This is a genomic window from Xanthomonas vasicola pv. musacearum NCPPB 4379 (genome assembly GCF_000277895.2).
Taxonomy (GTDB): Bacteria; Pseudomonadota; Gammaproteobacteria; order Xanthomonadales; family Xanthomonadaceae; genus Xanthomonas; species Xanthomonas vasicola.
Genome location: NZ_CP034655.1, coordinates 3,960,679 through 3,982,610, shown reverse-complemented (window position 1 = coordinate 3,982,610; position 21,932 = coordinate 3,960,679). Strand labels below are relative to the sequence as shown.

Below are 21,932 nucleotides of genomic sequence, written 5' to 3'. Positions count from 1 at the left end.
AGAGCATCCTGGACGCTCTCCAGCCAGCCTCGCGTCAGTGTGTCGGCGCCGGTCCCAGATAGGACGCAGGCACCGGCACGGTGCTCAGCACGAGCTTCTGCAGGACGATGTTGTCGTCGATCCTGACGACCTTGATCGTGTGCCGCCCCTTTGCCAGCACGCCCATCTGTGCCGACAGGAACACCACGTTGTTCTGCACCGCGGTTGCCCAGGCTTTTTCAGCGGGCAGCTTCTGCGCCCCGCCGGTCGGCTGCAGGTCCGAACTGACGGTGGTCACCGGACCATGGTCGATGGATACGCCGAGCCGGAGCGGCCCGCGATTGGACGTATCCAGCGTCGGCGCAAGATACAGGCCGAGCGTCGCCGTGCCCGGCGTGGTGACGACCACGTCGTACTCCACAGCGACACGGTCCTCGGCCGCGGTGGCGGGCTTGCCCTGCGGCAGTGCGACCACGGCGCCTTGCGTGCGTCCCAGTGCGGGGATCGTGGTCCACTGCAGGCCCTTGTTGGCGGTGACCCGCGAGAACATGGGTGCCTCGATCGCGATCACTCCTGGCGTTTGCGCGGCAGGCGGTGCGAACGCGATGGAGCGGGCGATCCGGTCGGGCGGCGTGTCGCCGCCCACACGGCTGATCAATGGCATCGACTGCTGAGTAGGGTCATTCCAGGTCACATAACTCATGTGGACCTGATTCATCATGCCGTCCCATTTGCCACCGTTGATGGTGTGGTAGCGCTGCGTCAGTGCCTGATCGCGTTGAAAGGTGGTCTCGACCATATCGGCGAAGTAGTTCGCACGCGCATCGTTGCGTGCGGCAAGGCGCTTGTTCCACGCGGCCGCGTAATAGAGCTGGTAGAGATTGGCCACTGCGGCGATCGGGTATTCGATCAGCTGGTAGTAGGCATCGTGCTGGTCGGCCGGCAAGCTCGTTTTGACGCCAAGCATGCGCTGTTCAAGCGCCTGCCATTCGGCGACGATCGCGCCGAACTCGCCGCCGTCGAGCCTGGCCGGTGCACCCTCGCCGAGGGCGAACGTATCCTGGTCGATCAATTCCGGCTTTCTACGCGCAACCAGCGTGCTGTAGCGAGTCATCAACGCGCCAATGCCCGCGGCATGCGGAGTGCCGAACGATGCCTGTGCCCATTGTTGCGGATACGCCGCAAGTGCACCGGGCGTCATCGCCTCCGGATTCCAGGCCATCCTCAAAAAAAAGCTCAGTGGGTATTCCATCGGCTTGATATCGCCGACGTTGACCACCCAGAGCTGCCGTGCGCCACGCTGATAGGCCAGATTCATCTGCTGCCAGATCTTTTCGATCTGGTTGGTATTGATCCATTTGTAGTTACGCGGCACACCGACATAATCGAAATGGTAGTACACGCCATAACCGCCGGCGCGTTGCAGGTCAGTGATCGGAAGACGGCGAATCTGGCCCCAGTTATCGTCGGAAAACAGCAGGGTGACATCGTCGGGAACCTGCATGCCGTGGTCGTAGTAGTCCTGCACTTCCTTGTAGAGCGCCCACACCTGCGGCGTCTGCGTGGCCGGTGCCTGCGTCACCTCGGCAATGATGGCGCGCTGGTCTGCGACGACCTGTTCCAGCAAATGGCTTGCCGTGCTTTCGGCCATCGGTTCGTCGCCATCGCCGCGCATGCCAATGGTCACCAGGCTGTCGTAGCGTTGACCATCGCCTTTGGACATCATCCGCGCAATACCGCCCTTCCAGAAGGCGCGCAGATTGGCGGCATTGCTGGTGTAGTCCCAGGCACCGCCGCTGTTGGGGATGCTCTTGAGATGCCATTCCTTCTGCGCGCGCATCATCGGCTCGTGATGGGAGGTGCCCATGACGATGCCCATCTGATCGGCCAGCACCATGTTGTCGGGATCATCGACATTGAACGCCTTGCCCCACATCGCCGGCCACAGATAATTGGCCTTCATGCGAAGCCCCAGCTCGAAGACATACGCATACATCTTCGCATTGACGCCGCCGAATTTCTTGGTTGCCCAGCCCTTCAAGGCGGGATCTTCGTCATTGATGAAGAAGCCGCGGTAGCGCACCTTCGGCGCATCCGACACGCTGCCGCGGGTGATGAACAGGTTGGAGCGATGCGCTGTTGCCACGTCGGCAAACCAGTACCAGGGCGACACGCCGATCTTTTCTGAAACATCATAGGTGCCGAATACCGCGCCACGGCGGTCGGCACCGACGATGACAAGCGCGCGATCAATCTGTGGCGTGGGGTGATCGACGACGATCTGGGTGTACGCCTCCCAGCGCTGCAGTAAAGCGCCCCTGTCGATTTTCCCGCCGGCAATGAGTGCATCGATGAACGGGCTCTGGCCGAGTGTGCCAACGATCACGGCCGTTCCGCGGACGGTAGCCAAGTCGGTGGTCACGCCACTGTTGCGGCCGGCGACGCGTTGCAGGTCGGCCGCGAAATTATCGGCGACCGAGCGCACGGCGAGGTCGGCCGATGCATCGACCACGACCGTGGCCGGCACCTCCGAGCGGATCAGCGCAACTGCGCCGGCACTGTCGCGTTCGCACACCGACACCGGCGAGTTACAGGCCCACGCACCGCCGGCGGCGAACAGGCCGATCGCGATGATCAGTAGGGAGCGCGCGCGCAGCGGCGCAATTGACGAGGTCTGTGTTCTTGCTGGAACGGACATGGGCTCTCTACGCATGCGGTGCTGAGTTCTGATGGATGTGGTGCGATGCACGTATCGACTGCGGTTGTGCGAGAAGGGCGCGGCCGATTTACCGCGGTGACATGTGTTACGCCTGCTCGCTGCTCCGCGCTCCATCGCGTGTGACCGAAGCGCACTGCGGTTGCTGACTGTCATGCTTGGAATGCAGCGATGACTGGCATCACGCGGATGGCGCGGACGACAGCGTTGCGTGGCAATCAAACCGTGCCATGCAAACCGACGTCGCAAGAAACGTCTCGGCACCTCGTCCGATTCAACGTGGACAGACAGTATGTCGTGATAGCGCTAACATCAAGCGTCCTGGCAGACGCGGCTGCAATAGTTGCGCGGCGTCTATCGCTCAGCAGCTGCGGTGTGCTGCGGCCATGATCGTGCAGCACCGACGGCTGTGATTGCACTGCGCGTGTTGGCTGTCTTGGCGCGTGTGAACGGCTTCGGGTCACCCCACCGGCAGGGAGAAACCGCCCAACGACATGCCGGCAATCCGGTGGGCGCGGGTGTGTGTTGCGTGTCTGCGATGACTGATGACCAGCGAAGCGACCCCAGCGCGCTCGTCCAACGCCGTGAGCGGCCTGGCAGGGCGAGACACGAACGCCGTCGCAACCATGTGCCTGACCGCTGCGCGGCGCCGGATGCGGCGCACGCAACGCCAACGTGCGCGACTGCGTAAACTCCAGGCCTGGCGCTGCGCCGTGTAGGAGGACATGTTGGTCTCGAGCTGGATCCTGCTGCTGGTTTCCGTTGGCTACGCAGCCCTGCTGTTCGGAGTGGCGTGGTGGGGCGACCGCCGTCCGCTGTACCCGGAGCGGCCATGGTTGCGGCCGGCGGTCTATAGCCTGGCGTTGGCGGTGTATTGCTCGTCGTGGACCTTCTACGGCGCAGTGGGCTCGGCGGTGCGCAACGGCATCGGCTACCTGCCGATCTATCTGGGCCCGCTGTTATTGCTGCTGTTCGGCTGGCGCATCATCGAGCGTCTGGCGCTGATCGCCCGTGCCGAAAACACTGTCTCCATCGCCGATTTCATTTCCTCGCGCTATGGCCGTTCGCGCCGGCTGGCCGCATTGGTGGCGGTGATTGCGCTGGTCGGCATCGTGCCGTACCTGGCGCTGCAGTACAAAGCGGTGGCCATGAGCCTGGAGGTGTTGACCGGGCATAGCAGCGCCGGGCGCGGCATCTTCGCCGACCCGGCGTTGTATGTGGCATTGCTGATGGCCTTGTTCGCCACCTTGTTCGGTACCCGCCAGGTGGACGCCACCGAACACCACCGCGGCATGATGCTGGCAATCGCACTGGAGTCGGTGATCAAGCTGGTCGCTATCGTGTCGGTTGGCTTGTTCGCGTGGCTGTGGTTGAGCGACCACCAACTGCATATCGCCGATTCGGCGCGCACGCTGTTCGAACACACGCCGTCGGTGGGCTTCATTTCGCAGACGCTGCTGAGTTTTCTGGCGGTGATCTGCCTGCCGCGCCAATTCCATGTGGCGGTGGTCGAATGCAGCGACGTGGGCGACATCCGCCGCGCACGTTGGTTTTTCGGCGCGTATCTGGTGATCATCTCGGCGATGGTGATGCCGATCGCCTCGGCCGGCATCGCACTGTTCGGCAAGGGCAGTGCAGTGGTGGACGATGCAGTGGTGCTCGCACTGCCGCTCAGCCAGGGCAACACGGTGCTGGCACTGGTCGCCTACGTTGGCGGATTTTCGGCCGCCACCGGCATGGTGATCGTGGCCAGCATCGCGTTGGCCACCATGGTCAGCAACGACCTGGTGATGCCGGTGCTGCTGCGCCGCCGTGGCAGCGCCGATGCGCGGGCGGCGGTGGCCTCGCGGGTGTTGTGGATTCGTCGTGTCGCCATCCTGCTGCTGGCACTGATTGCCTACGGCTATCACCGCAGCGTCGCTAATGACACTAGCTTGGCCGCGTACGGGTTGATGGCATTTGCCGCGGTGGCGCAGTTCGCGCCGGGTGTGATCGGCGGGCTGTATTGGCGCGGGGCCAGCCGCAAGGGCGTGGAGACCGGCATGGTGCTAGGCTTCATGACCTGGATCTACACGCTGTTGTTGCCGGCGGCCACGCGCGCCGGTTGGCTGCAGCCGGAGTGGCTGGTAGATGGGCCGTTCGGTATCGCCTGGCTGCAACCGCAGCAGTTGTTCGGCATGCGCGGCTGGGACCCGCTTGCGCATGGCACGTTCTGGTCGTTGTTGGTCAACGTCGGCGCGATGATGCTGGTCTCCGCGCGCTGGCGTCCCGGCGTGGACGAGCGGCTGCGTGCAGCGCCATTCCTGGACCCGTATGCGCAGCGCCCGGCAGTGGCCGGCGACTGGCCGGGGCATGTGCGCGTGGCCGATCTGCAGGCACTGGCCGAGCGCGTGGTGGGTGAGCGGCATGCGCATCGCGCCTTCGCCGACCAAGCGGCGCTACTGGAACGCGACCTGCAGCCCACCGTGGTGGCCGACCGTGCCTGGGTGCAATTCACCGAACGCCTGCTGGCCGCGTCCATTGGCGCCGCCTCCGCACGCCTGGTGCTGACCAGCCTGTTGCGTGGTTCGGGTATGGATCTGGGCGAAGTGGTGGCGGTGTTGGATGAAGCCGGCCAGGAACTGCGCTTCAATCGCGAGATCCTGTCCACCACGCTGGAGAACATCAGCGCGGCGGTCAGCGTGGTCGACCCGGACATGCGCCTGACCGCCTGGAATCGGCGCTATCAGCAGCTGTTCGGGTATCCCGATGGCATGTTGTATGTGGGCCGCCCGGTCGCCGATCTGATCCGCTACAACGCCGAGCGTGGCGAACTGGGCGAGGGCGATATCGAAGACCAGATCGACCGCCGCATCCGGCATATGCGCGCCGGCTCGCCGCATGTGTTCGAGCGTACCCGCAGCGACGGCAAGGTGATCGAAATGCGCGGCCAGGCGCTGCCGGGCGGTGGCTACGTCACCAGCTACAACGACATCACCGACTACAAGCGCGCCGAACGTGCGTTGCTGGATGCCAATGAAAATCTCGAGCAACGCGTGGCCGATCGCTCGCGCGAGGCCGAGTTGGCGCAGCAATCCAAGACACGCTTTCTCGCTGCCATCAGTCACGACGTATTGCAGCCGCTCAATGCCGCGCGCTTGTTCGCCTCGGCCTTGCGCGAGAGTCATCAGAACAACCAAGAACAGCGGCATCTGGCCGAGCGCGTCGATGCCTCGCTACGTGCGGCCGAAGAACTGCTTGATGGCCTGCTTGATGTCTCGCGTCTGGATGCCGGCGGATTACGCCCCACGGTCGAAGATTTCGACGCCAGCGCACTGATGCATGAATTGGCTGCGCAATACGCGCCGGTGGCGGCCAGCCGTGGTCTTCAGTTACAGGTCCATGTGCGCCCGATCTGGGTGCGCAGCGACCGCCGCTTGTTGCGCCGGGTGATGCAGAACTTCCTGGCCAATGCGCTGCGCTACACGCGCCAGGGCCGCATCGTACTGGGCATGCGCGGGCGCGGGCCGCAGGTGGAGCTGCAGGTGTGGGACACCGGCCCGGGCATTCCCGAACACCACATGCGGCAGATCTTCGAAGAATTCCGCCGCTATCAGCAGCCCTTCGATTGGGGCGAGCAGGGCCTGGGGTTGGGTCTGTCGATTTGCCAACGCATCTCGCGCCTGCTCGACCACGACCTGAGCGCGCGCAGCCAGGTCGGCCGCGGCAGCATGTTCTCGATCCTGTTGCCGCGTGTGGCGCCGGCTCCGGTGCCACCGCCCTTGCCGATGACGGCTGCACGTGCATCGCCCAGTGGGGATTCGCTGGCCGGCCTGCGCGTGCTGTGCGTGGATAACGACCGCGAAATTCTCGATGGCATGCGCGCGCTGCTCGGCCGCTGGCAGGTGGAAGTGATCACCGCCAGCACCGTGGACCAGGCACTGGAACGTGCGCGCGAACAGCCGGACCTGATGCTGGTGGATTACCACCTCCACGACCGCATGGATGGTCTGGATACGCTCGACGCCGTGCAAGCCGCTGCACCCGCACCGATCGCCGGAGCCTTGCTTACCGCCGACGGCCGTGACGAACTCAAGCAGCTCGCGCGCGAACGCGACTATCGCTTGCTGACCAAGCCGGTGAAGCCGGCATCGCTACGTGCATTTTTGAGTGCGCATCACGATGCGAAGAAACGCTGACGGGCACTGTGCTGGCATTACTGCGACATGCAGGGATGCATGCGGCAACCCATGAAGATGGCAATGCTTACCTCGCGTGTAGAGCAAGGCCATGTATTGCAGGAGCGCGCTGGCGCGCGATGAAGCGTTACCGATAATGCTTCATCGCGTGCCAGCGCGCTCCTACGATAGATGATGCTTACGCGGCCCCGCCCAGGTGTTCGTACAGAATCACGCTGCCGACGATCACCAGAATCAATCCACCCAAGATTTCGGCGCGCTTGCCGATCAGATTGCCGAGCGCGCGGCCCAGCATCACGCCTGCAGTGACCATGCTGAAGGTGCACAGACCCACCACGACAGCTACCACGCCGATGTGCACATCGAGAAACGCCAGGCTGACGCCAACCGCCATCGCATCGATGCTGGTGGCAAAACCGGTGGTGGCCAAGCCCAGCAATCCATGCCGTTTCGGCGTCTCGGCGTCTGCACCGGCGTCGTCGTCCGGCCCATTGCGCAGGCCGGCGATCATCATATGCGTGCCCAATGCACCCAGCAGCACGAAGGCAATCCAGTGATCGTAGGCAGACACATAACTGGATGCGGCCCGGCCCAGCAGCCAGCCGATCACCGGGGTGATGGCTTCGATACAGCCGAAAATCAAACCGGCACGCAGCGCATCGCGCCACTGTGGTTTGCGCATTGCCGCGCCCTTGCCGATCGCTGCGGCAAACGCGTCGGTGGACATTGCAAAACCGATCAACACGATGGAAAAAGGAGACATCGACACTCTCGGGTTGGGCACGGTCACAACGGCATGCGCCCGCGCCAACCGTCGTCGTGCACGCATGCCGCTGGTCTCGCCAAACCGAAACTGGCTGCCTGCACCACGGCGCACTGGCCGAGTATGTTGATACAGGCGCTTTCGATGGACGAAAGCAGGCTACTCCCCAAGGGGCGCGCAGTGTACCAACGCATTGCCGCGTTCGGTGCGTTTGCACTGCACGCGAAGGTCGGTCTGATCTTTATAGCCTTGGCTATTCGGGCGCTTTATGGTGGTCCACGGCGGTGTCCCATCGCCGCGCAGCAAGGCGCGTACCGTCTTCATTTCCACATCGCGTCCGTGTTGCAGATCCTGCGTGGTGATGTCTACCGGCACGTCGGGTAACACGCCGGGACCTGGCTGTGGGCTGGTTGGAAGCTGTGCGACCAACGGTAGATCCACTTCGATCTGCGAATTTGGAAGATGCAAAAAGAAAAACGCACTGCCGTTGATGCCGCGCAGGTTGCCGCCGGTGGGCTGGCCGACCAGCGTGGCCAGGCCGTTGCGCTGCAGTTGCTGTGCAACGTCGAAGGTAGCCGAGCTGTTCTCGGCGCTGATCAACGCCAATACCCGGCCGTTGAAGTGGGGCGTGTGCAGTGGCAGGTAGCGCTGCGCTGCAGGGTGCGGGGAATCGAGCGTGTAGAAACGCGTGTCATAGGCGACAGCGCGCGCGCCCCAGTCGCGGAAGGAGCGGTCCCAGGTGGTCACATACGGCGCCAACGCATCGGGCAAGCGGCGATAGCGCACCAATTTGCGCAGCGGCGACACCGCGACCTCGCCTGCGGCCAGATATCCAAGCAGCACGCTTGCCACATCCAGCCCGCCCTCGTTGCCACGCAGATCGATCACCAACGCAGGCACCTGACGCTCGGCAAGGCCTGTGCAGCTGCTGGCCAAAAAGGCCTGCCAATCCCAGGGGCTGTCATAGAGCGCCCAGTCCGGCATGCGCAGGAGTGCCAGGTCGGCCGAGTCCATCGTCAGCGTCCATGCCGGCGCTGCGCTGTCGCGTGCACGCTGGTGCGCCATCGCGTCGCTTTGCGCCGCGTCGATGCCCTGTACCGGTAGTGCGCGGTGCTGGGTTGCGTGCGGCTAGTGCAGCCCGCCGGAAATCTCGGCAGTCGCCGCACACAGGGCCTGCAATGCCGCTTGCGGGCTTACCAGGGCAGGGCGCCGTTCGATGAAGGGCACGGTGAGCGTGTAGCTGGCGCTGCCGCGTTGCAGGATTGGTGCGGTCAGATCGACCACGCCCACTACCGCTTCGCTGGGCTGCATGGCGTAACCATCGCGGCGTGCCTGTGCGGCGGCGGCCAGGAACTGCGCGCGCTCGAACGGCACGTCGCTGGCATCGAGCATGTCCAGCCAGCGCGCCTGCACCTCCGGCTGCTGGAAGGCGAACAGCACCAGCCCGGAGCTGGAATGCGTCAACGGGCGACGATGCCCCGGGCGTACCACCAGGCCCAGATCGCTGGGCACATCCATCTGCGCAATCACCACGATCTGGTCGCCGGACGGCGCCACCAGGTGGCACGGCTGGTAGATCGCATCGGACAACCGCCGCATCACCGGCAACGCGGCTTCGCTGATGCTCTGCACATGCGGCTGCTGCATGCCGAGCATGAACAGACGGTTGGTCAATACGTAATCGCCTTCGCCGTCGCGGGTGAGGTAGCCACGCTCTTCCAACACCTGCAGCATGCGGAAGATCTCCCCGCGCGAGCGGCCGATGCCCTGCGAGATCGCGCCCATGCTCATCGGCTGCGCCTGGCGGGCGAGCAGCTCCAGGATGTCCAGGCCCTTGTCCAGGGCCGGCGCGCGGTACTTGGCGGGTTCGGTGCTCATCCGTTTGCAGGTCCAGGCAAGGTGCGGCGCGCCAGGGTACAGGCAACGCGGCGCGGGGTCAGGTGGGGCGGGTCAGTGCAAATATAAACAAAGATTTTATATTTGCATGGCGCTGGCCTGCGCAGTACGCTCGCTCGATTGCAACGCAAGCGCCACAGCCTTGGGAGGGGAACGGTCGCATGCATCACAGTGACATTGCCGCGTCACCGCGCGGCAACCTGGCGCGTACCGCCATGGTTCCCCTGTTGTTGATCGTCAGCCTGTTCTTTTTATGGGGCATGGCCAACAACCTCAACGACATCTTGATCAAGCAGTTCAAGAAGGCCTTCGAACTGACCGATCTACAGGCCGGGTTGGTGCAGAGCGCCTTCTACATGGGCTATTTCGTGTTCGCGATGCCGGCGGCGATGTTCATGCGCCGCTACAGCTACAAGGCGGCGGTGGTGCTGGGCCTGCTGCTGTACGCCTGCGGCGCGCTCCTGTTCTATCCGGCTGCGCAGGTACACACGTACTGGCTGTTCCTGCTGGCGTTGTTCGTCATCGCCAGCGGCCTGGCCTTCCTGGAAACAACTGCCAACCCGCTGGTCACCGTGCTCGGTCCTGCCGATGGCGCAGCGCGGCGCTTGAACCTGGCGCAGGCGTTCAACCCGCTGGGGTCGATCACCGGCGTGCTGGTCGGCCAGCACTTCATCTTCTCCGGCGTGGAGCACACCCCGGCCGAGCTTGCAGCGATGGCGCCAGCCGCGCGCGAGGCGTTCTTCGCCACCGAATCGTCGGCGGTGCAGATGCCATACCTGGTCATCGGTGCGGTGGTGGTGCTGTGGGCGATCCTGATTGCGCTGGTGCGCTTCCCCACCGGCGCACCGGATGCGGACGCTGGCGTGGCACCCAAGCGCGCACGCTTCAGCGAGTTGCTGCGTAACCGGTTGTTCGTGTTTTCGGTAGTGGCGCAGTTCTTTTACGTGGGCGCGCAGGTCGGCATCTGGAGTTATCTGATTCGCTACCTGCAAGATGCCGTACCCGGCACGCCGGAAAAAACCGCGGCCACTTACTTGACCATTTCGCTGGTGCTGTTCATGGCCGGCCGCTTCATCGGCACCGCGCTGTTGCGCTATCTGGGACCTGCGAAGCTGCTGGCAACGTTTGCGGTGATCAATCTGATCCTGTGTGCGGTGGCCATCGCGCTGCCTGGTTGGACCGGGTTGTATGCGCTGGTGGCGGCGAGCGTATTTATGTCGGTGATGTTCCCGACCATTTTTGCGTTGGGGCTAGACGGCATGCATGACGATGCCCGCAAGCTGGGCTCGTCCTTGTTGGTGATGTCGATCATTGGCGGCGCGTTGCTCACTGCGGTGATGGGCGCGGTGTCCGATATGGCCGGTATCCACTGGGCGATGGTGGTGCCAGGCGCCTGCTTTGCTGTGATTTTGTTGTTCGCGTTGCGCGCACGCCGCACAGCGCGCGTGATTGCAGGAGCCTGAGCATGCCGCGTCTTTGTTATGTGCTGGATCTACACGACGATGCGGCGCTGATTGCCGAATACGAGCGCTGGCATCAGCCCACCGAGGTGTGGCCGGAAGTGGTGGCCTCGTTGCAGCAGACCGGCATCCTGGAACTGGAGATCTTTCGCAGCGGCGATCGGCTGGTGATGCTGATGGACGTCAGCGAGAACTACGAACCAACCGCAAAAGCGGCGCGCGATGCGGCCGACCCGCGCATCCAGGCATGGGAAGAGCTGATGTGGCGGTTTCAAAAGCCGCTGCCCGGCAGTGCGCCAGGAGAGAAGTGGCGTGAGGCGGGACGGATTTTTGCGCTGAGTAAGGCGATTGAAGCGCAGCGCTAGCGGCGGTTGTTCTGCCTGGGGTTGTGGATGCGTGGATTGCGCACTCGAGCGTTACGTATTGTGCGCTCCAGGTGCGCAGTGTCGGCAGACATTTATCAGGGGCGTTCGGGTCCCATGCCACGTGCCGCGTCTTCGTGCTCGCCGCTGATAGGCTCTGAGTCCGATGTGCGCGCGTGCTTTAACCAGGAGCCGCTAACAAGACATCTGCGCAGCCGCGGTGCGGGCATGGCCAATGTTCGGAATCGACATGAAACACGCGCGGCCTGCGGTTGCTTTGCGCCGTGCACAGCCACCGGACGATCGCTCGCTAGGTTTTATTAGCCGTTCTAAAACGATTCGCTGCTCAAGGTCGCTGGTATTCCCGAGAAAAAAGGCTTCAGGCGCGATCAGGCAATCGAGAACGCCCGTCGCGGCTGAAGCCGCTCCTACAATGGATGTGATGTGCGCTGTGTAGGACGCCGGATTATGCCTTCGCTGCTGCCAGGTCTTCGACCCAGAAGCGTCCAGCGGGGTAGCTGAATTCCGCAATCGAGGATGCATGCATTTCTGCAGAGAAACCTGGCACTTCCGGTGCCAGATAGCGGCCGTGCTGGATGCGCACCGGGTCCATGAAGTGTTGATGCAGGTGGTCGACGAATTCGATGGCGCGGTCTTCCATCTTGCCGGTGATGGCCACGAAGTCGGCCATGGCCAGGTGCTGCACCAACTCGCACAGACCAACACCGCCAGCGTGCGGGAACACGCGGATGTTGAACTTTGCGGCCAGCAACAAGATGGCGAGGTTCTCGTTGACCCCGCCCACGCGTGCAGCGTCGATTTGGATCAGATCCACTGCGCCGGCCTGCAGCAGCTGCTTGAACACCACGCGGTTCTGGGTGTGCTCGCCGGTGGAGACCGGCACCGGGGTGATGCCCTGGCGGATGGCGGCGTGGCCAAGCACATCGTCCGGGCTGGTGGGTTCTTCGATCCAGGCGATATTGAATTCGGCCAGCTGGCGCATCCAGTCGATTGCCGGGCCCACGTCCCAGCGCTGATTGGCATCGACCGCCATCGCAATCTCCGGACCGATGGCTTCGCGGGCCAGGCGGCAACGGCGGATGTCGTCCTGCACATTGGCGCCAACTTTGAGCTTGATGGTGCGGAAGCCATCGGCCACCGCTTCTTTCGCCAGCCGCACCAGCTTCTCGTCCGAGTAACCGAGCCAGCCGGGCGAAGTGGTGTAGGCCGGGTAGCCCTGTTCGAGCAGCTGCGCGATACGTTGCGCGCGCTGCGGTTGCGCATCGCGCAGGATGGTTAGCGCTTCGTCGCGGGTGAGTGCGTCGGTGAGGTAGCGGAAGTCGATGGTGTCGACCAACTGCTCGGGCGTGAGTTCGGCAATGAAGCGCCACAGCGGCTTTTTTGCGGCGCGCGCGGCCAGGTCCCACGCGGCGTTGATCACCGCGCCGATGGCCATATGCATCACGCCCTTTTCCGGGCCGAGCCAGCGCAGCTGCGAATCGTTGGTGAGCCGGCGCGCGAACGCGCCGAGGTCGGCGATGACGTCTTCCACGCGCAGGCCGACCACATGCTCGGCCAGTGCCGCCACCGCAGCTGTCTGCACGTCGTTGCCGCGGCCGATGGTGAACACCAGGCCGTAACCGGCCAGGTCATCGGCCGCATCGGTGCGCAGCACGACATAAGCCGCCGAGTAATCGGGATCGGGATTCATCGCATCCGACCCATCCAGCTCGCGCGAGGTGGGGAAGCGGACGTCGTGGGTATCGAGGGCGACGATGGTGCTCATGAAAGTCCTGGCGATGGAAAGTGGGAAATAAGACGGATGAAAGAAAAATGACCGGAATCAAGCGATGACGAAATCTGAAGCGATGAATAAATCCGGGAACTGCACTTGAGCCCTCTCCCACCGGGAAAGGGGTGAGGGTGCGGCCGCGTAGCGCCCGATGTGTTGAGGCGCTGCAGTGACTCATGCGTTTGCAACTCAGCCCAATGAATCGACTGCACGATCAACTGTGTATTGCGATCGAAGCGTTACACCGTTTGGACATTCAGCGCGGGAGCAAATTCGGTAGAAGCAACATGTTTGTGACGCATTAGCACAGGCGGCTACACGTCAGACCAAAACAACAAATGTCATGACGTCGAGTTGCGCGACTACGTGGCGACGTACCTTCGCCCCAACCCCCGCTCCGCGCCCCGGCCCGCGCCAGCAGCACGGGCGCTTCAAGGCACGCGCGCCAATGGCGCGCACGCCGCGCCTTGGCGCCCCGGTGGAAGAGGGGCTTAGGCCGCGTGGCGTCATGCAGGCCAGTTTGTCAGTGCAACAAGGGTCATCTTGTTGCAGATCAATCTGTACGCAGCACTCAGGTTTCATGAGCAGATTTAAGCCGCACTGTGCGATGTGTCACTTCGCACTGCATGGGCCTTCGCCGCACCCACCCCTTCGAAGTGAGGTTTGCCTCACCCCCCATCCCGCGGATGCGCCACCACCGGCTGACGCTGACGGCCCAGGCCTTCGATCTCCAGTTCCATCACATCGCCCGGCTTCAGGTACACCGGCGGCTTCTGGCCCAGGCCCACGCCCGGCGGGGTACCGGTGCTGATCACATCGCCCGGCATCAACGTCATGTAGCGGCTGATGTGGCTGACCAGTTCGGCCACGCCGAACACCATCGTGCGCGTGCTGCCGTTCTGGTAGCGATGGCCGTTGACCTCCAGCCACATCGACAGGTTCTGCGGGTCGGCGATCTCGTCGCGCGTCACCAGCCACGGGCCGATCGGGCCGAAGGTGTCGGCGCTCTTGCCCTTGACCCACTGGCCGCCGTGTTCGAGCTGGAATTCGCGCTCGGACAAATCGTTGATCACCGCGTAGCCGGCCACATGGTTGAGCGCTTCGTCCACCGACACATCGCGCGCCACATCGCCGATCACCACACCCAGCTCCACTTCCCAGTCGCTCTTCACCGAGCCGCGCGGGATGATCACCGTGTCGTTGGGGCCGCACACCGCAGTGGTGGCCTTCATGAAAAGAATCGGCATCTTGGGCACTTCCATGCCCGATTCGGCGGCGTGGTCGGCGTAGTTCAACCCCACGCAGATGAATTTGCCGATACGGCCGACTGCTGCGCCGTAGCGTACCTCGCCTTCGATCAACGGCAGCGTGGTCAGGTCCAGTGCGCGTAGTTTTTCCAGGCCGGCGTTGGTGATGTGCTCGCCGGTCACATCGTCGATCACACCGCTGAGGTCGCGGATGCGGCCTTCGCTGTCGATCAGGCCAGGGCGTTCATGGCCTTCGGCGCCAATGCGTACGAGTTTCATGCGGTCTTCCTTTGCAGAGGAGAAGTGGAGCGGCTAGCAAACCTAGCGCGCGTGCATCGGGTAGGTAAGGACACTGTGCTCACATCGAAGCGGACGCGCGCTGCAGATCGCATCACGCAATCGCCGCGCCCACGTGTGTGGCGGGCGGCCGCGTGCGTCGTTGCCGTGCTCAGTTGGACCAGCCGCCATCGATGATGTGGGTCTGGCCGGTGGTGAACGACGATTCGTCCGAAGCCAGGTACACCACCAACTGCGCAATCTCGCGCGGGTCGCCCAGGCGGCCCATCGGCTGGCGATCAGTGAAGCTCTTCCATACCGCTTGTTCGTCGCCGCCCAAGGCTTTGACGCGCTCGCCCAGCGACGGCGTCTTGATGGTGCCCGGGCAGATTGCGTTGCAACGCACGCCCTGCGCCACGTAGTCGGCGGCGATCGCCTTGCTCAGGCCGATCACCGCGGCCTTGGTCACGCCGTACACGAAGCGGTTTGGCACGCCCTTGATGCTGGAGGCAACCGAAGACATGTTGATGATGCTGCCGCGGCCGCGCGCGAGCATGCCCGGCAACACCGCTTTGCAGGTGTAGTACATCGCATCGACATTGATCGAGAACGAGCGGCGCCAGGCCGGTTCCTCGCAATCGAGAATGCTGCCCTGATGCACGAAGCCGGCGCAGTTGAACAACACGTCGAACGGGCCGTGTGCCTGGATCACTGCGGCAATCGCGGCAGCGTCGGTGACGTCGAGCAGTTGCGTAGTGATCGCATCCGATTCGGCAGCCAGCGCTTGCAATGCAGCGGCGTCGATGTCGGTGGCGATCACCTGTGCGCCGGCACGCGCGCAGGCCAGCGCGCTTTCGCGGCCGATGCCGGCACCGGCGGCGGTGATCAGGCAACGCTTGCCCTGCAGACGGGTGTTGGGAGTGGTGGGGATCGAGACAGTCATACCGATGAGGTTCCGTGGGTGGGGGCCGCCGGCCGTGGCAGACGATAGAACGTGCGTGCGTTGTCGCCGAAGATGGCTGCCGCGTGCTCGGCGGCGTGCCGGGTGACGAGTTGCTGTGCGAGCGCGAACCAGTGCGCGTAATCGGCGCGCAATGTCAGCACTGGCCAGTCGCTGCCCCACAGCAAACGCTGCGGGCCGAAGCGGGCGAACAGATGCGCAACATATGGCTCCAGCGCGTCCACGCCAGCGCCGCGCGCGGCTTCGGTCAGCAGGCCGGAGAGTTTGCAATGCACATCGGGATGCTGCGCCAGAACGGCCATGCCGGCGGCCCAGGCAACAAATTCGCCGGCGGCAATCTGCGGCTTGCCGCCGTGATCGACCACCACGCGCAAGCCCGGATGGCGCTTCAAGCGCGTCTGCAGTGCCGGTACGTGCGCGGCACGGATCAAGGCGTCGAAGGCCAAGTCGTGCGCCAGCAGTGCATCGAAGGCGGCATCAAGCGCGGGAGTGGCCAGCCAGTGCACGTCGGCGATGTCCTGCACCATCGGGCGCAGGCCCTTGAGCAGGCCGCCGCCGGCACGCACCAGCGCGCCGATACGTGCAGCCGCATCGGGCGCGGCGAAGTCCGCCCAACCGACCACGCCAGCAATGCGCGCGTCATCCCGGGCCAGCTCGAACAGGTAACAGGTCTCGGCTTCGGTGGCGGCAGCCTGCACCACCACCACGTGCTCGACATCGGCAGCGTCCAGCACAGCGTCGGCATCGTCCGGGCCGAAGTCGCGGTACAGCGGCGCCAGCTCGGGCGTCAGCCAATGGTAATCGCCACGGGCCAGGTGCCAGAAATGCAGATGCGCGTCGACCCGGCTCATGGCGTGGGCAGGTCCGCATCGAGCAGGCCATCGTCGCGCAGGCGTTGCCACAGCTCGGCTGGAATCGCGGCCGCAAGCCGCGTGGCCGCCGATTGCACTTCGGCCACGGTACGCATGCCGGCCACCACCGTGGTCACCGCCGGATGCGCCAGCGGGAACTGCAAGGCCGCCGTACCGATATCCACCCCGAACGCCGCGCAGGCCGCGTACAGCCGCTGCGCATGCTGCAGCGTGGTGGCATCGACCGGGGCGTAGTTGTAGGTGGCGCCGGGGCCGCGTGCGTCGCTGAGCAGGCCGGAGCTGTACGGGCCGGCCGACAGGATCGCCACGTTGCGTTGCTGCGCCTGCTCCAGCAGCGCGCGCGCCGTGCTGTTCCAGCAGCGTGTAACGGCCGGCCAGCATCACGCAGTCGAGCGGAAAACGCGGCAACACCTCCAGTGCCACGTCCTGCTCGTTGACGCCCAGCCCGATCGCCCCGCACGCGCCGGCCGCCTTCAGCTCCACCATCGCCGGCAAGGCCTCCTCCAAGGCCTGGCGCAGCACGTTAGCGTGGTTGTCGCCGTGGGTCAGCGCACCGATGTCGTGCAGCAGCAGTACGTCGATGTAGTCGGTGCCCAGGCGCTCCAGGCTGGAAGCGAACGCACGCCGCACGCCGTCGGCGCTGTAATCGAACTCGGCGCGCCGCCCGGCCACGGCAAAACCATCGCGGCCGACAACGGCCTGGGTGTCGTCGTAGACGCAGCGGCCGACCTTGGTCGACAGCGTGTAGTCCGCGCGCGCGACGCCAGCCAAGCCACGGCCCAGGCGCGCTTCGCTCAGTCCATAGCCGTAGTAGGGCGCAGTATCGAAATGACGGATGCCAGCCTCGAACGCGCCTGCAACCGCGGCCAGTGCGTCTGCCTCATCCACTTCCGTGTACAGGTTGCCGATCGGCGCGGCGCCGAAGCCCAGCGCCGATAGCTGCACGTTGGTGCTGCCGAGACGCTGCCGTACCACGCCCCTCACGCGCGCCGCTCCGCAAGCAGGGCGGAAGCGCAGCACGCGTATTGGGAATCTGGAAAGCAGGGGTTAAGCATCACAACATCCACCAGCCAGCAGGTGCCCGGCTGTTCGCATATGAATATGGCAATCATCAATGAACAGATCACGCTGCAGTGCAGCATTGTGGCGGTGCCGGCTTGCCGACCTTTGTACAGACACGCATCGCTCTGTCGAATTCCGCAGCCGGCGTGATCGGGCCAATCCGGACAACGGCGTGTCGATCTTCGTAATCGTGGCCGACGCAAGCCGCGGGCTATGGAGCGTACCGCTTGATCTGGAGATCGCCGGCTGCACCGACCTCGGTCGCGTGGATGAAGAAGACGTCATGGCACGTGTGGCCAAAACGCATCGGCGCATCCGCGTGCACCTTACCAACCATCATCAATGGGTGGAATCGAATGCTCCTTGGATGAAGGCCGGCAGTGGATGCGTGCTCCGACCCGCACCCGCATAGGGGTATCCGGATTGCGTCACGACGTGTTCGCTGGCGGTTTGAGCCTGCCAGTCGGCGTGTACAACGCCCGACAAAACAACGCGGGATTGCGCGACTTGCGCGATTACGCATTTGCGTGCGTGCGCGTCGCGCCACGCAGCGATAGCGTTAAACGGCGAGGCCCGGGGGGACCTCGCCGTCAGGCCTTACAGCGACCATCGATACGTCGCGTAGTGCCCGCGGAATACGGACAGTGCGAAGAACCGGGTGTACGCGTGCGACAGGCCGATTCCACGCACGGAGCGTTTCTGTTTGGCAGCTACGCAGTCGCTCTTTCGATCACAGTTAACCGCAGCAGTAGCAGACGTTGCCCTGGCCCAGATCGCCGCCGAATTCCGGACACTCGGCTTTGCAGGCCCACGCGCTACATGATTCGACTTTCGGCTGTGCGTTATCGACCGCCATCACCTGGAAGGCACCGAATCCAGTGCTTGCCAGAAAAGTCGCCGCCATCAACGCACTGCGTAAGGTTAGCCAACGCTTCTTCATGCATTACTCCTTCACCGTTGCAAAAGCCGCTGGCGCGTCCGTGTGGCGCAAGGCGGCGACGAGTTCCTGCACCCGCTCCGTGGTATCGAAAACGCCAAGATGGGAATGGCGCACGCGCCCCTCTGCATCGATGGCCATCAGTAGCGGCACGTTGCGCGCGCGAAACAGCATCAGCGCGCGACGATCGGTCAACGTGACCACCGGAAAATCGAAACCGTGCACATGTGCATAGCGCGCAGCCTGCGCAGCGTCGCAATGGCACACGCCTAGCAGCTGCGGCCGGCCCGGCAGGTTGGCTTGCAGCTGCCGCGCCGCACGCAGCACGGTTGGGGCCGAGCGCTGGCAGTACGGGCAGGTGGTGGTGAAAAAGAACAACACCTGCGCTGGCCCTTGCGGCGCGCCGAGCACATGGCGCTGACCATCGCCATCGGTCACTTCGATACGCGGCACGTACATGCCTTCATACGGTGTGCTGATGCGCGTCTGCAGCCATTGCTGCTGCACGCGCAGCTGCCGGTTCTGCCACGCCAGCACCGCAATCAATGCACATGTCACCAGCAGGCCCATCCAGAGCCAAGGGAAACGTCGTGCCATGCCAGCTCCAACAGCGTCCTGGGTGCCCGAGCCTTGCCCAGCATCAACGCATGGTCAATGGTGATATCGACAACTGCGATGTCGCGCGGCATACAGCTGTGGATGCGATCACGCCCGCGCACTTGGGCTTGTCACTGATGCATTGCGTTGGGATCGGTGTTTGCGCAATCCAGTAAAGCGCCAAGCGTGCAATGCGGCATCGGCGCGTCTGTGCATCCACGAATTGATTGAAGTGCCGAACGCAAGCGCGGCTCAAACCAACGGCGTCTGCAGGCTGATCCACGGCAGATGCACGCAGCGGTATCAAGTCAGCACGACAGAAACACAAAGAGAAGCCAGAGAGTGATTGCCACACTCGCTGCCCACGCAGCGCTGATTGCTGGCCAGCATCCAGCCGTGCCCGCTCGTGGCATGCTGTGCAGCACGGCACGTGGGTGCGTGCCGGCCTTTAAAGAATCATGTAACGCGCGCGATGGCGTTTTCCGTTCGGCTGTGGGTGCTGGCACTGCTTGCCTGCAATGCCGCACAGGCCAATGACAGCAGTTTCGGCGACGACAACGGCACCATCTGCCTGCTGTATCAGCCCGACATCAGCATGGACCGCGAAGCGCTGCTGCTCAGCGAAGAATGCATGCAGGTGGATTACGTGTTCACCAATCACAGCGAGCGCGACCTGAGCGTGCCGGTGGCCTTCCCGATGCCGCCGATGTATTTCGGCATGGCCGACCACAATGCGCTGACCGATTTCAAACTCTGGGCCGACGGCAAACCGGTCGCCACCACGCGCAAGCTGGTGGTGCTGCTGGACGACGGCAGCGATATCTCCAAGACGTTCGCCGCCACCGGCTGAACCCCGGACGATGTCTGTGCCTTCACCGAATCATCCACGCCGCCGAAGGGACGCAAGCCGCTGCCCGCGCGCTGGGTCGATGGCGATGGGCAACCGCGCTTCGCGCTCAACGAGTACTTCGTCTGGCAGCAGCCATTTCCTGCCAAAGGAAGCGTGCAGATCCGCCACACCTACACGCCCAGTTTGTCAACCGGCGTCCCGCAGCCAGCAGCTATTTGCTGGAGTCCTACGCAAAAGACACCTGCATCGAACCGGCCAGCAAAGCCAGCATGCAGCGCCGCGAAGGCAAGTACGGTCTGGGGTGGGCCAACCTGCGTTATGTGCTCACCACCGGCAAGAACTGGAACGGCCCGATCAAGGACTTCCAGCTGACCATCCGCAAGCAGGCGCCCAGCGACATCCTGAGTCTGTGTTTGGACGGCGAACTAAGAGCGGCTAACAAAACGTAGCGAGCAGTCGTCAGGCGGGTGCGGGCGGCGCACAGGAACCGGAGTGTACGAGTGGTACATGAGGATTCCGAGCACCGGCCGCGCCCGCCTGGCGGCTGCGCAGTAGTTTTGTTAGCTGCTCTAAAAAAGATCGACCCACTGACCTTCCAGTTCAAGCAGTCCAACTTAGTACCGATGCGCGATTTGAACGTGCTTTCGTGCGCGCGGCAGAGCAGATTTCACGGCAGGGTCCTCGCAGACGTGCAGACCTGTGCGCGTACTGCCTCTCAGGAAAGGCGCCATCGTGCACACGCATGCGCAGGTCGGTGTCATTGCGCTGCGGTCAGCGCTTTCCAACATGCAGCTCGCCAGACGATGACGGTAGAGAAAAGCGCGAACGGGGAATTAGGCGCATGGCATAGCGGCAATGCGTGAGTTGCTGATAACGCCTGTCGCGCCCGAGGACGCTCCTACAGGTTCACTTCATTGCTGCAGCCGCGCATGGCCGGTACGTAGGAGCGCGCTCGCGCGCGATGCGGCCTTACTGACCACACCCATCGCGGCAATCGTCTGTCGCGTGCAGCGAGCGCCCCCTATTTGATGACACGCTTAGCCGGCGGCGGGCGCGGCATGCGTCAATCGTCTTCCGGCGGCGGCAGCACGATGCCGTCGGCATCGATGGCGAGCTTGCCGGCCATCAGCACGGCCTGGGTGCGATTGGTGACGCCTAGCTTGCGCAGGATCGCGGTGACGTGCGCCTTGATGGTGGCTTCGGATACGCCAAGATCGTAGGCGATCTGCTTGTTAAGGCGCCCGGCGCCCAGCATTTGCAGCACGCGGAATTGTTGCGGAGTGAGATCGCGCAGACGCTGGCCGACCTCGCGTTCTTCGCTGTCGGTGGGTGGCAGGTTTTGCGCTTCGGCCGGGATCCAGCGCTCGCCATCGAGCACGGTGGCCAATGCGCGACCGATGGTGTCCGAATCTGCAGATTTGGGAATGAATCCGAATGCGCCATGGTCGATCGCCCGCCGCATCACGGTGGGTTCTTCGCGTGCGGACACCACCACTACCGGCAACTGCGGATGCAGCGAGCGCATATGCACCAACGCACTGAACCCCTGCGCGCCCGGCATGTTGAGATCCATCAGCAACAGATCGGCATCCGGCTGTGCATCGGCCAGCGTGTACAACGCATCCACCGTGTCTGCCTCGAACAACTGCACGCCCGGCATCACGCGTTGCACCGCCCCGCGCAAGGCTTCACGGAACAGGGGATGGTCATCAGCGATCAGCAGGGTGGTCATTTTGGAGCCGGGAATCGGGAGTGGGGATCGGGAATCGCAAAGGCAACAGCAACACCAGCAGTGGCAAGCAAGCAGCAAGGACAGCAAGGACAACGAACGGCACAGACAGCAAACGAGAATAAAAGAACAGAGGAGCGAATTGAGTGGGGCAGCGTTGAAGGACAGCAGCTGCCGGCGAAGGCTGGGGAGATAGGGAACCCGCTTCTGCGAATCCCCATACCCAATCTAACGTCCGCCAACCAGGGAACCGCT

At 63.8% G+C, this 21,932-nt stretch carries 14 protein-coding genes, 1 other RNA gene, 3 pseudogenes and 1 riboswitch; of the genes and pseudogenes, 5 read left to right on the top strand and 13 right to left on the bottom strand.

Going from position 1 to position 21,932, the window contains the following annotated elements:
* Positions 1-34 precede the first annotated feature (34 nt).
* The gene (locus tag KWO_RS18470; RefSeq protein ID WP_010381325.1) at positions 35-2,677 is read right to left on the bottom strand and encodes a glycosyl hydrolase 115 family protein; all 2,643 of its coding nucleotides are present in this window, start codon (positions 2,675-2,677) and stop codon (positions 35-37) included.
* A gap of 743 nt (positions 2,678-3,420) precedes the next feature.
* Here KWO_RS18470 and KWO_RS18465 point away from each other — a divergent pair.
* Positions 3,421-6,873 carry a hybrid sensor histidine kinase/response regulator gene (locus KWO_RS18465; RefSeq protein WP_017113682.1) on the top strand — a complete coding sequence of 1,151 codons (3,453 nt, stop codon included), beginning with the start codon at positions 3,421-3,423 and terminating at the stop codon, positions 6,871-6,873.
* Positions 6,874-7,051: 178 nt separating this feature from the next.
* Here the strand turns inward: KWO_RS18465 and KWO_RS18460 are convergent, their stop codons facing one another.
* The 3 genes and pseudogenes from KWO_RS18460 to KWO_RS18450 all read right to left on the bottom strand — a co-directional run bounded on the left by KWO_RS18460 (position 7,052) and on the right by KWO_RS18450 (position 9,514).
* A complete protein-coding gene (locus KWO_RS18460; protein ID WP_010374404.1) occupies positions 7,052-7,636 on the bottom strand; it encodes a manganese efflux pump MntP in 585 nt (194 codons plus the stop codon).
* 12 nt (positions 7,637-7,648) lie between these two features.
* Positions 7,649-7,810: riboswitch (yybP-ykoY riboswitch) on the bottom strand.
* Positions 7,811-7,915: 105 nt separating this feature from the next.
* Positions 7,916-8,764 (bottom strand): annotated as a pseudogene (locus KWO_RS18455) (S41 family peptidase); the annotation flags it as partial.
* Positions 8,765-9,514 carry an IclR family transcriptional regulator gene (locus KWO_RS18450; RefSeq protein ID WP_010374400.1) on the bottom strand — a complete coding sequence of 250 codons (750 nt, stop codon included), beginning with the start codon at positions 9,512-9,514 and terminating at the stop codon, positions 8,765-8,767. It abuts the pseudogene before it with no gap.
* 179 nt (positions 9,515-9,693) lie between these two features.
* On the opposite strand from KWO_RS18450, the gene fucP reads away from it, so the two are divergent.
* Positions 9,694-10,995, top strand: a complete 1,302-nt coding sequence (gene fucP, locus KWO_RS18445; RefSeq protein WP_010381333.1) for an L-fucose:H+ symporter permease — start codon at positions 9,694-9,696, stop codon at positions 10,993-10,995.
* A gap of 2 nt (positions 10,996-10,997) precedes the next feature.
* Entirely contained in the window at positions 10,998-11,357 is a 360-nt protein-coding gene (locus tag KWO_RS18440) for an L-fucose mutarotase (RefSeq protein WP_010381335.1), read from the top strand.
* A 463-nt stretch (positions 11,358-11,820) separates the two neighbouring features.
* Here KWO_RS18440 and KWO_RS18435 read toward each other — a convergent pair whose 3' ends face one another.
* From KWO_RS18435 to KWO_RS18415, 5 genes and pseudogenes are all read right to left on the bottom strand, one after another.
* Positions 11,821-13,140: an L-fuconate dehydratase gene (locus KWO_RS18435; RefSeq protein WP_010381337.1), complete on the bottom strand. Its 1,320-nt coding sequence runs from the start codon at positions 13,138-13,140 to the stop codon at positions 11,821-11,823.
* A gap of 674 nt (positions 13,141-13,814) precedes the next feature.
* Entirely contained in the window at positions 13,815-14,672 is an 858-nt protein-coding gene (locus tag KWO_RS18430; protein WP_010374389.1) for a fumarylacetoacetate hydrolase family protein, read from the bottom strand.
* Positions 14,673-14,841: 169 nt separating this feature from the next.
* Positions 14,842-15,612: an SDR family oxidoreductase gene (locus tag KWO_RS18425; protein ID WP_010374387.1), complete on the bottom strand. Its 771-nt coding sequence runs from the start codon at positions 15,610-15,612 to the stop codon at positions 14,842-14,844.
* On the bottom strand, positions 15,609-16,481 hold the full coding sequence (locus KWO_RS18420) for an amidohydrolase family protein (protein WP_010381340.1): 873 nt from the start codon (positions 16,479-16,481) through the stop codon (positions 15,609-15,611). Before KWO_RS18420 ends, KWO_RS18425 begins: the two co-directional genes overlap by 4 nt.
* Positions 16,478-17,486, bottom strand: a pseudogene (locus tag KWO_RS18415) (aldo/keto reductase). The gene KWO_RS18420 and the pseudogene KWO_RS18415 overlap by 4 nt, the downstream one beginning before the upstream one ends.
* Before the next feature lie 250 nt (positions 17,487-17,736).
* Between KWO_RS18415 and KWO_RS22670 the strand changes: the two are divergent.
* Positions 17,737-17,976, top strand: coding sequence for a hypothetical protein (locus KWO_RS22670; RefSeq protein WP_164722150.1), 240 nt, complete (start codon positions 17,737-17,739; stop codon positions 17,974-17,976).
* Positions 17,977-18,300: 324 nt separating this feature from the next.
* Here the strand turns inward: KWO_RS22670 and KWO_RS18405 are convergent, their stop codons facing one another.
* The gene (locus KWO_RS18405) at positions 18,301-18,504 is read right to left on the bottom strand and encodes a hypothetical protein (RefSeq protein WP_010374380.1); all 204 of its coding nucleotides are present in this window, start codon (positions 18,502-18,504) and stop codon (positions 18,301-18,303) included.
* A 3-nt stretch (positions 18,505-18,507) separates the two neighbouring features.
* Positions 18,508-19,071 (bottom strand): peroxiredoxin family protein, encoded by a 564-nt coding sequence (locus KWO_RS18400; RefSeq protein ID WP_017115910.1) that lies wholly within the window; start codon positions 19,069-19,071, stop codon positions 18,508-18,510.
* A gap of 499 nt (positions 19,072-19,570) precedes the next feature.
* Between KWO_RS18400 and KWO_RS23155 the strand changes: the two are divergent.
* Positions 19,571-20,328 (top strand): annotated as a pseudogene (locus KWO_RS23155) (DUF4424 family protein); the annotation flags it as partial.
* 53 nt (positions 20,329-20,381) lie between these two features.
* On the opposite strand, the gene KWO_RS18385 reads toward KWO_RS23155, so the two are convergent.
* A non-coding RNA gene (locus tag KWO_RS18385) (sX9 sRNA) lies at positions 20,382-20,457 on the bottom strand.
* Positions 20,458-21,011: 554 nt separating this feature from the next.
* Positions 21,012-21,680, bottom strand: coding sequence for a response regulator transcription factor (locus KWO_RS18380; protein WP_010374372.1), 669 nt, complete (start codon positions 21,678-21,680; stop codon positions 21,012-21,014).
* Between the last annotated feature and the right edge of the window lie 252 nt (positions 21,681-21,932).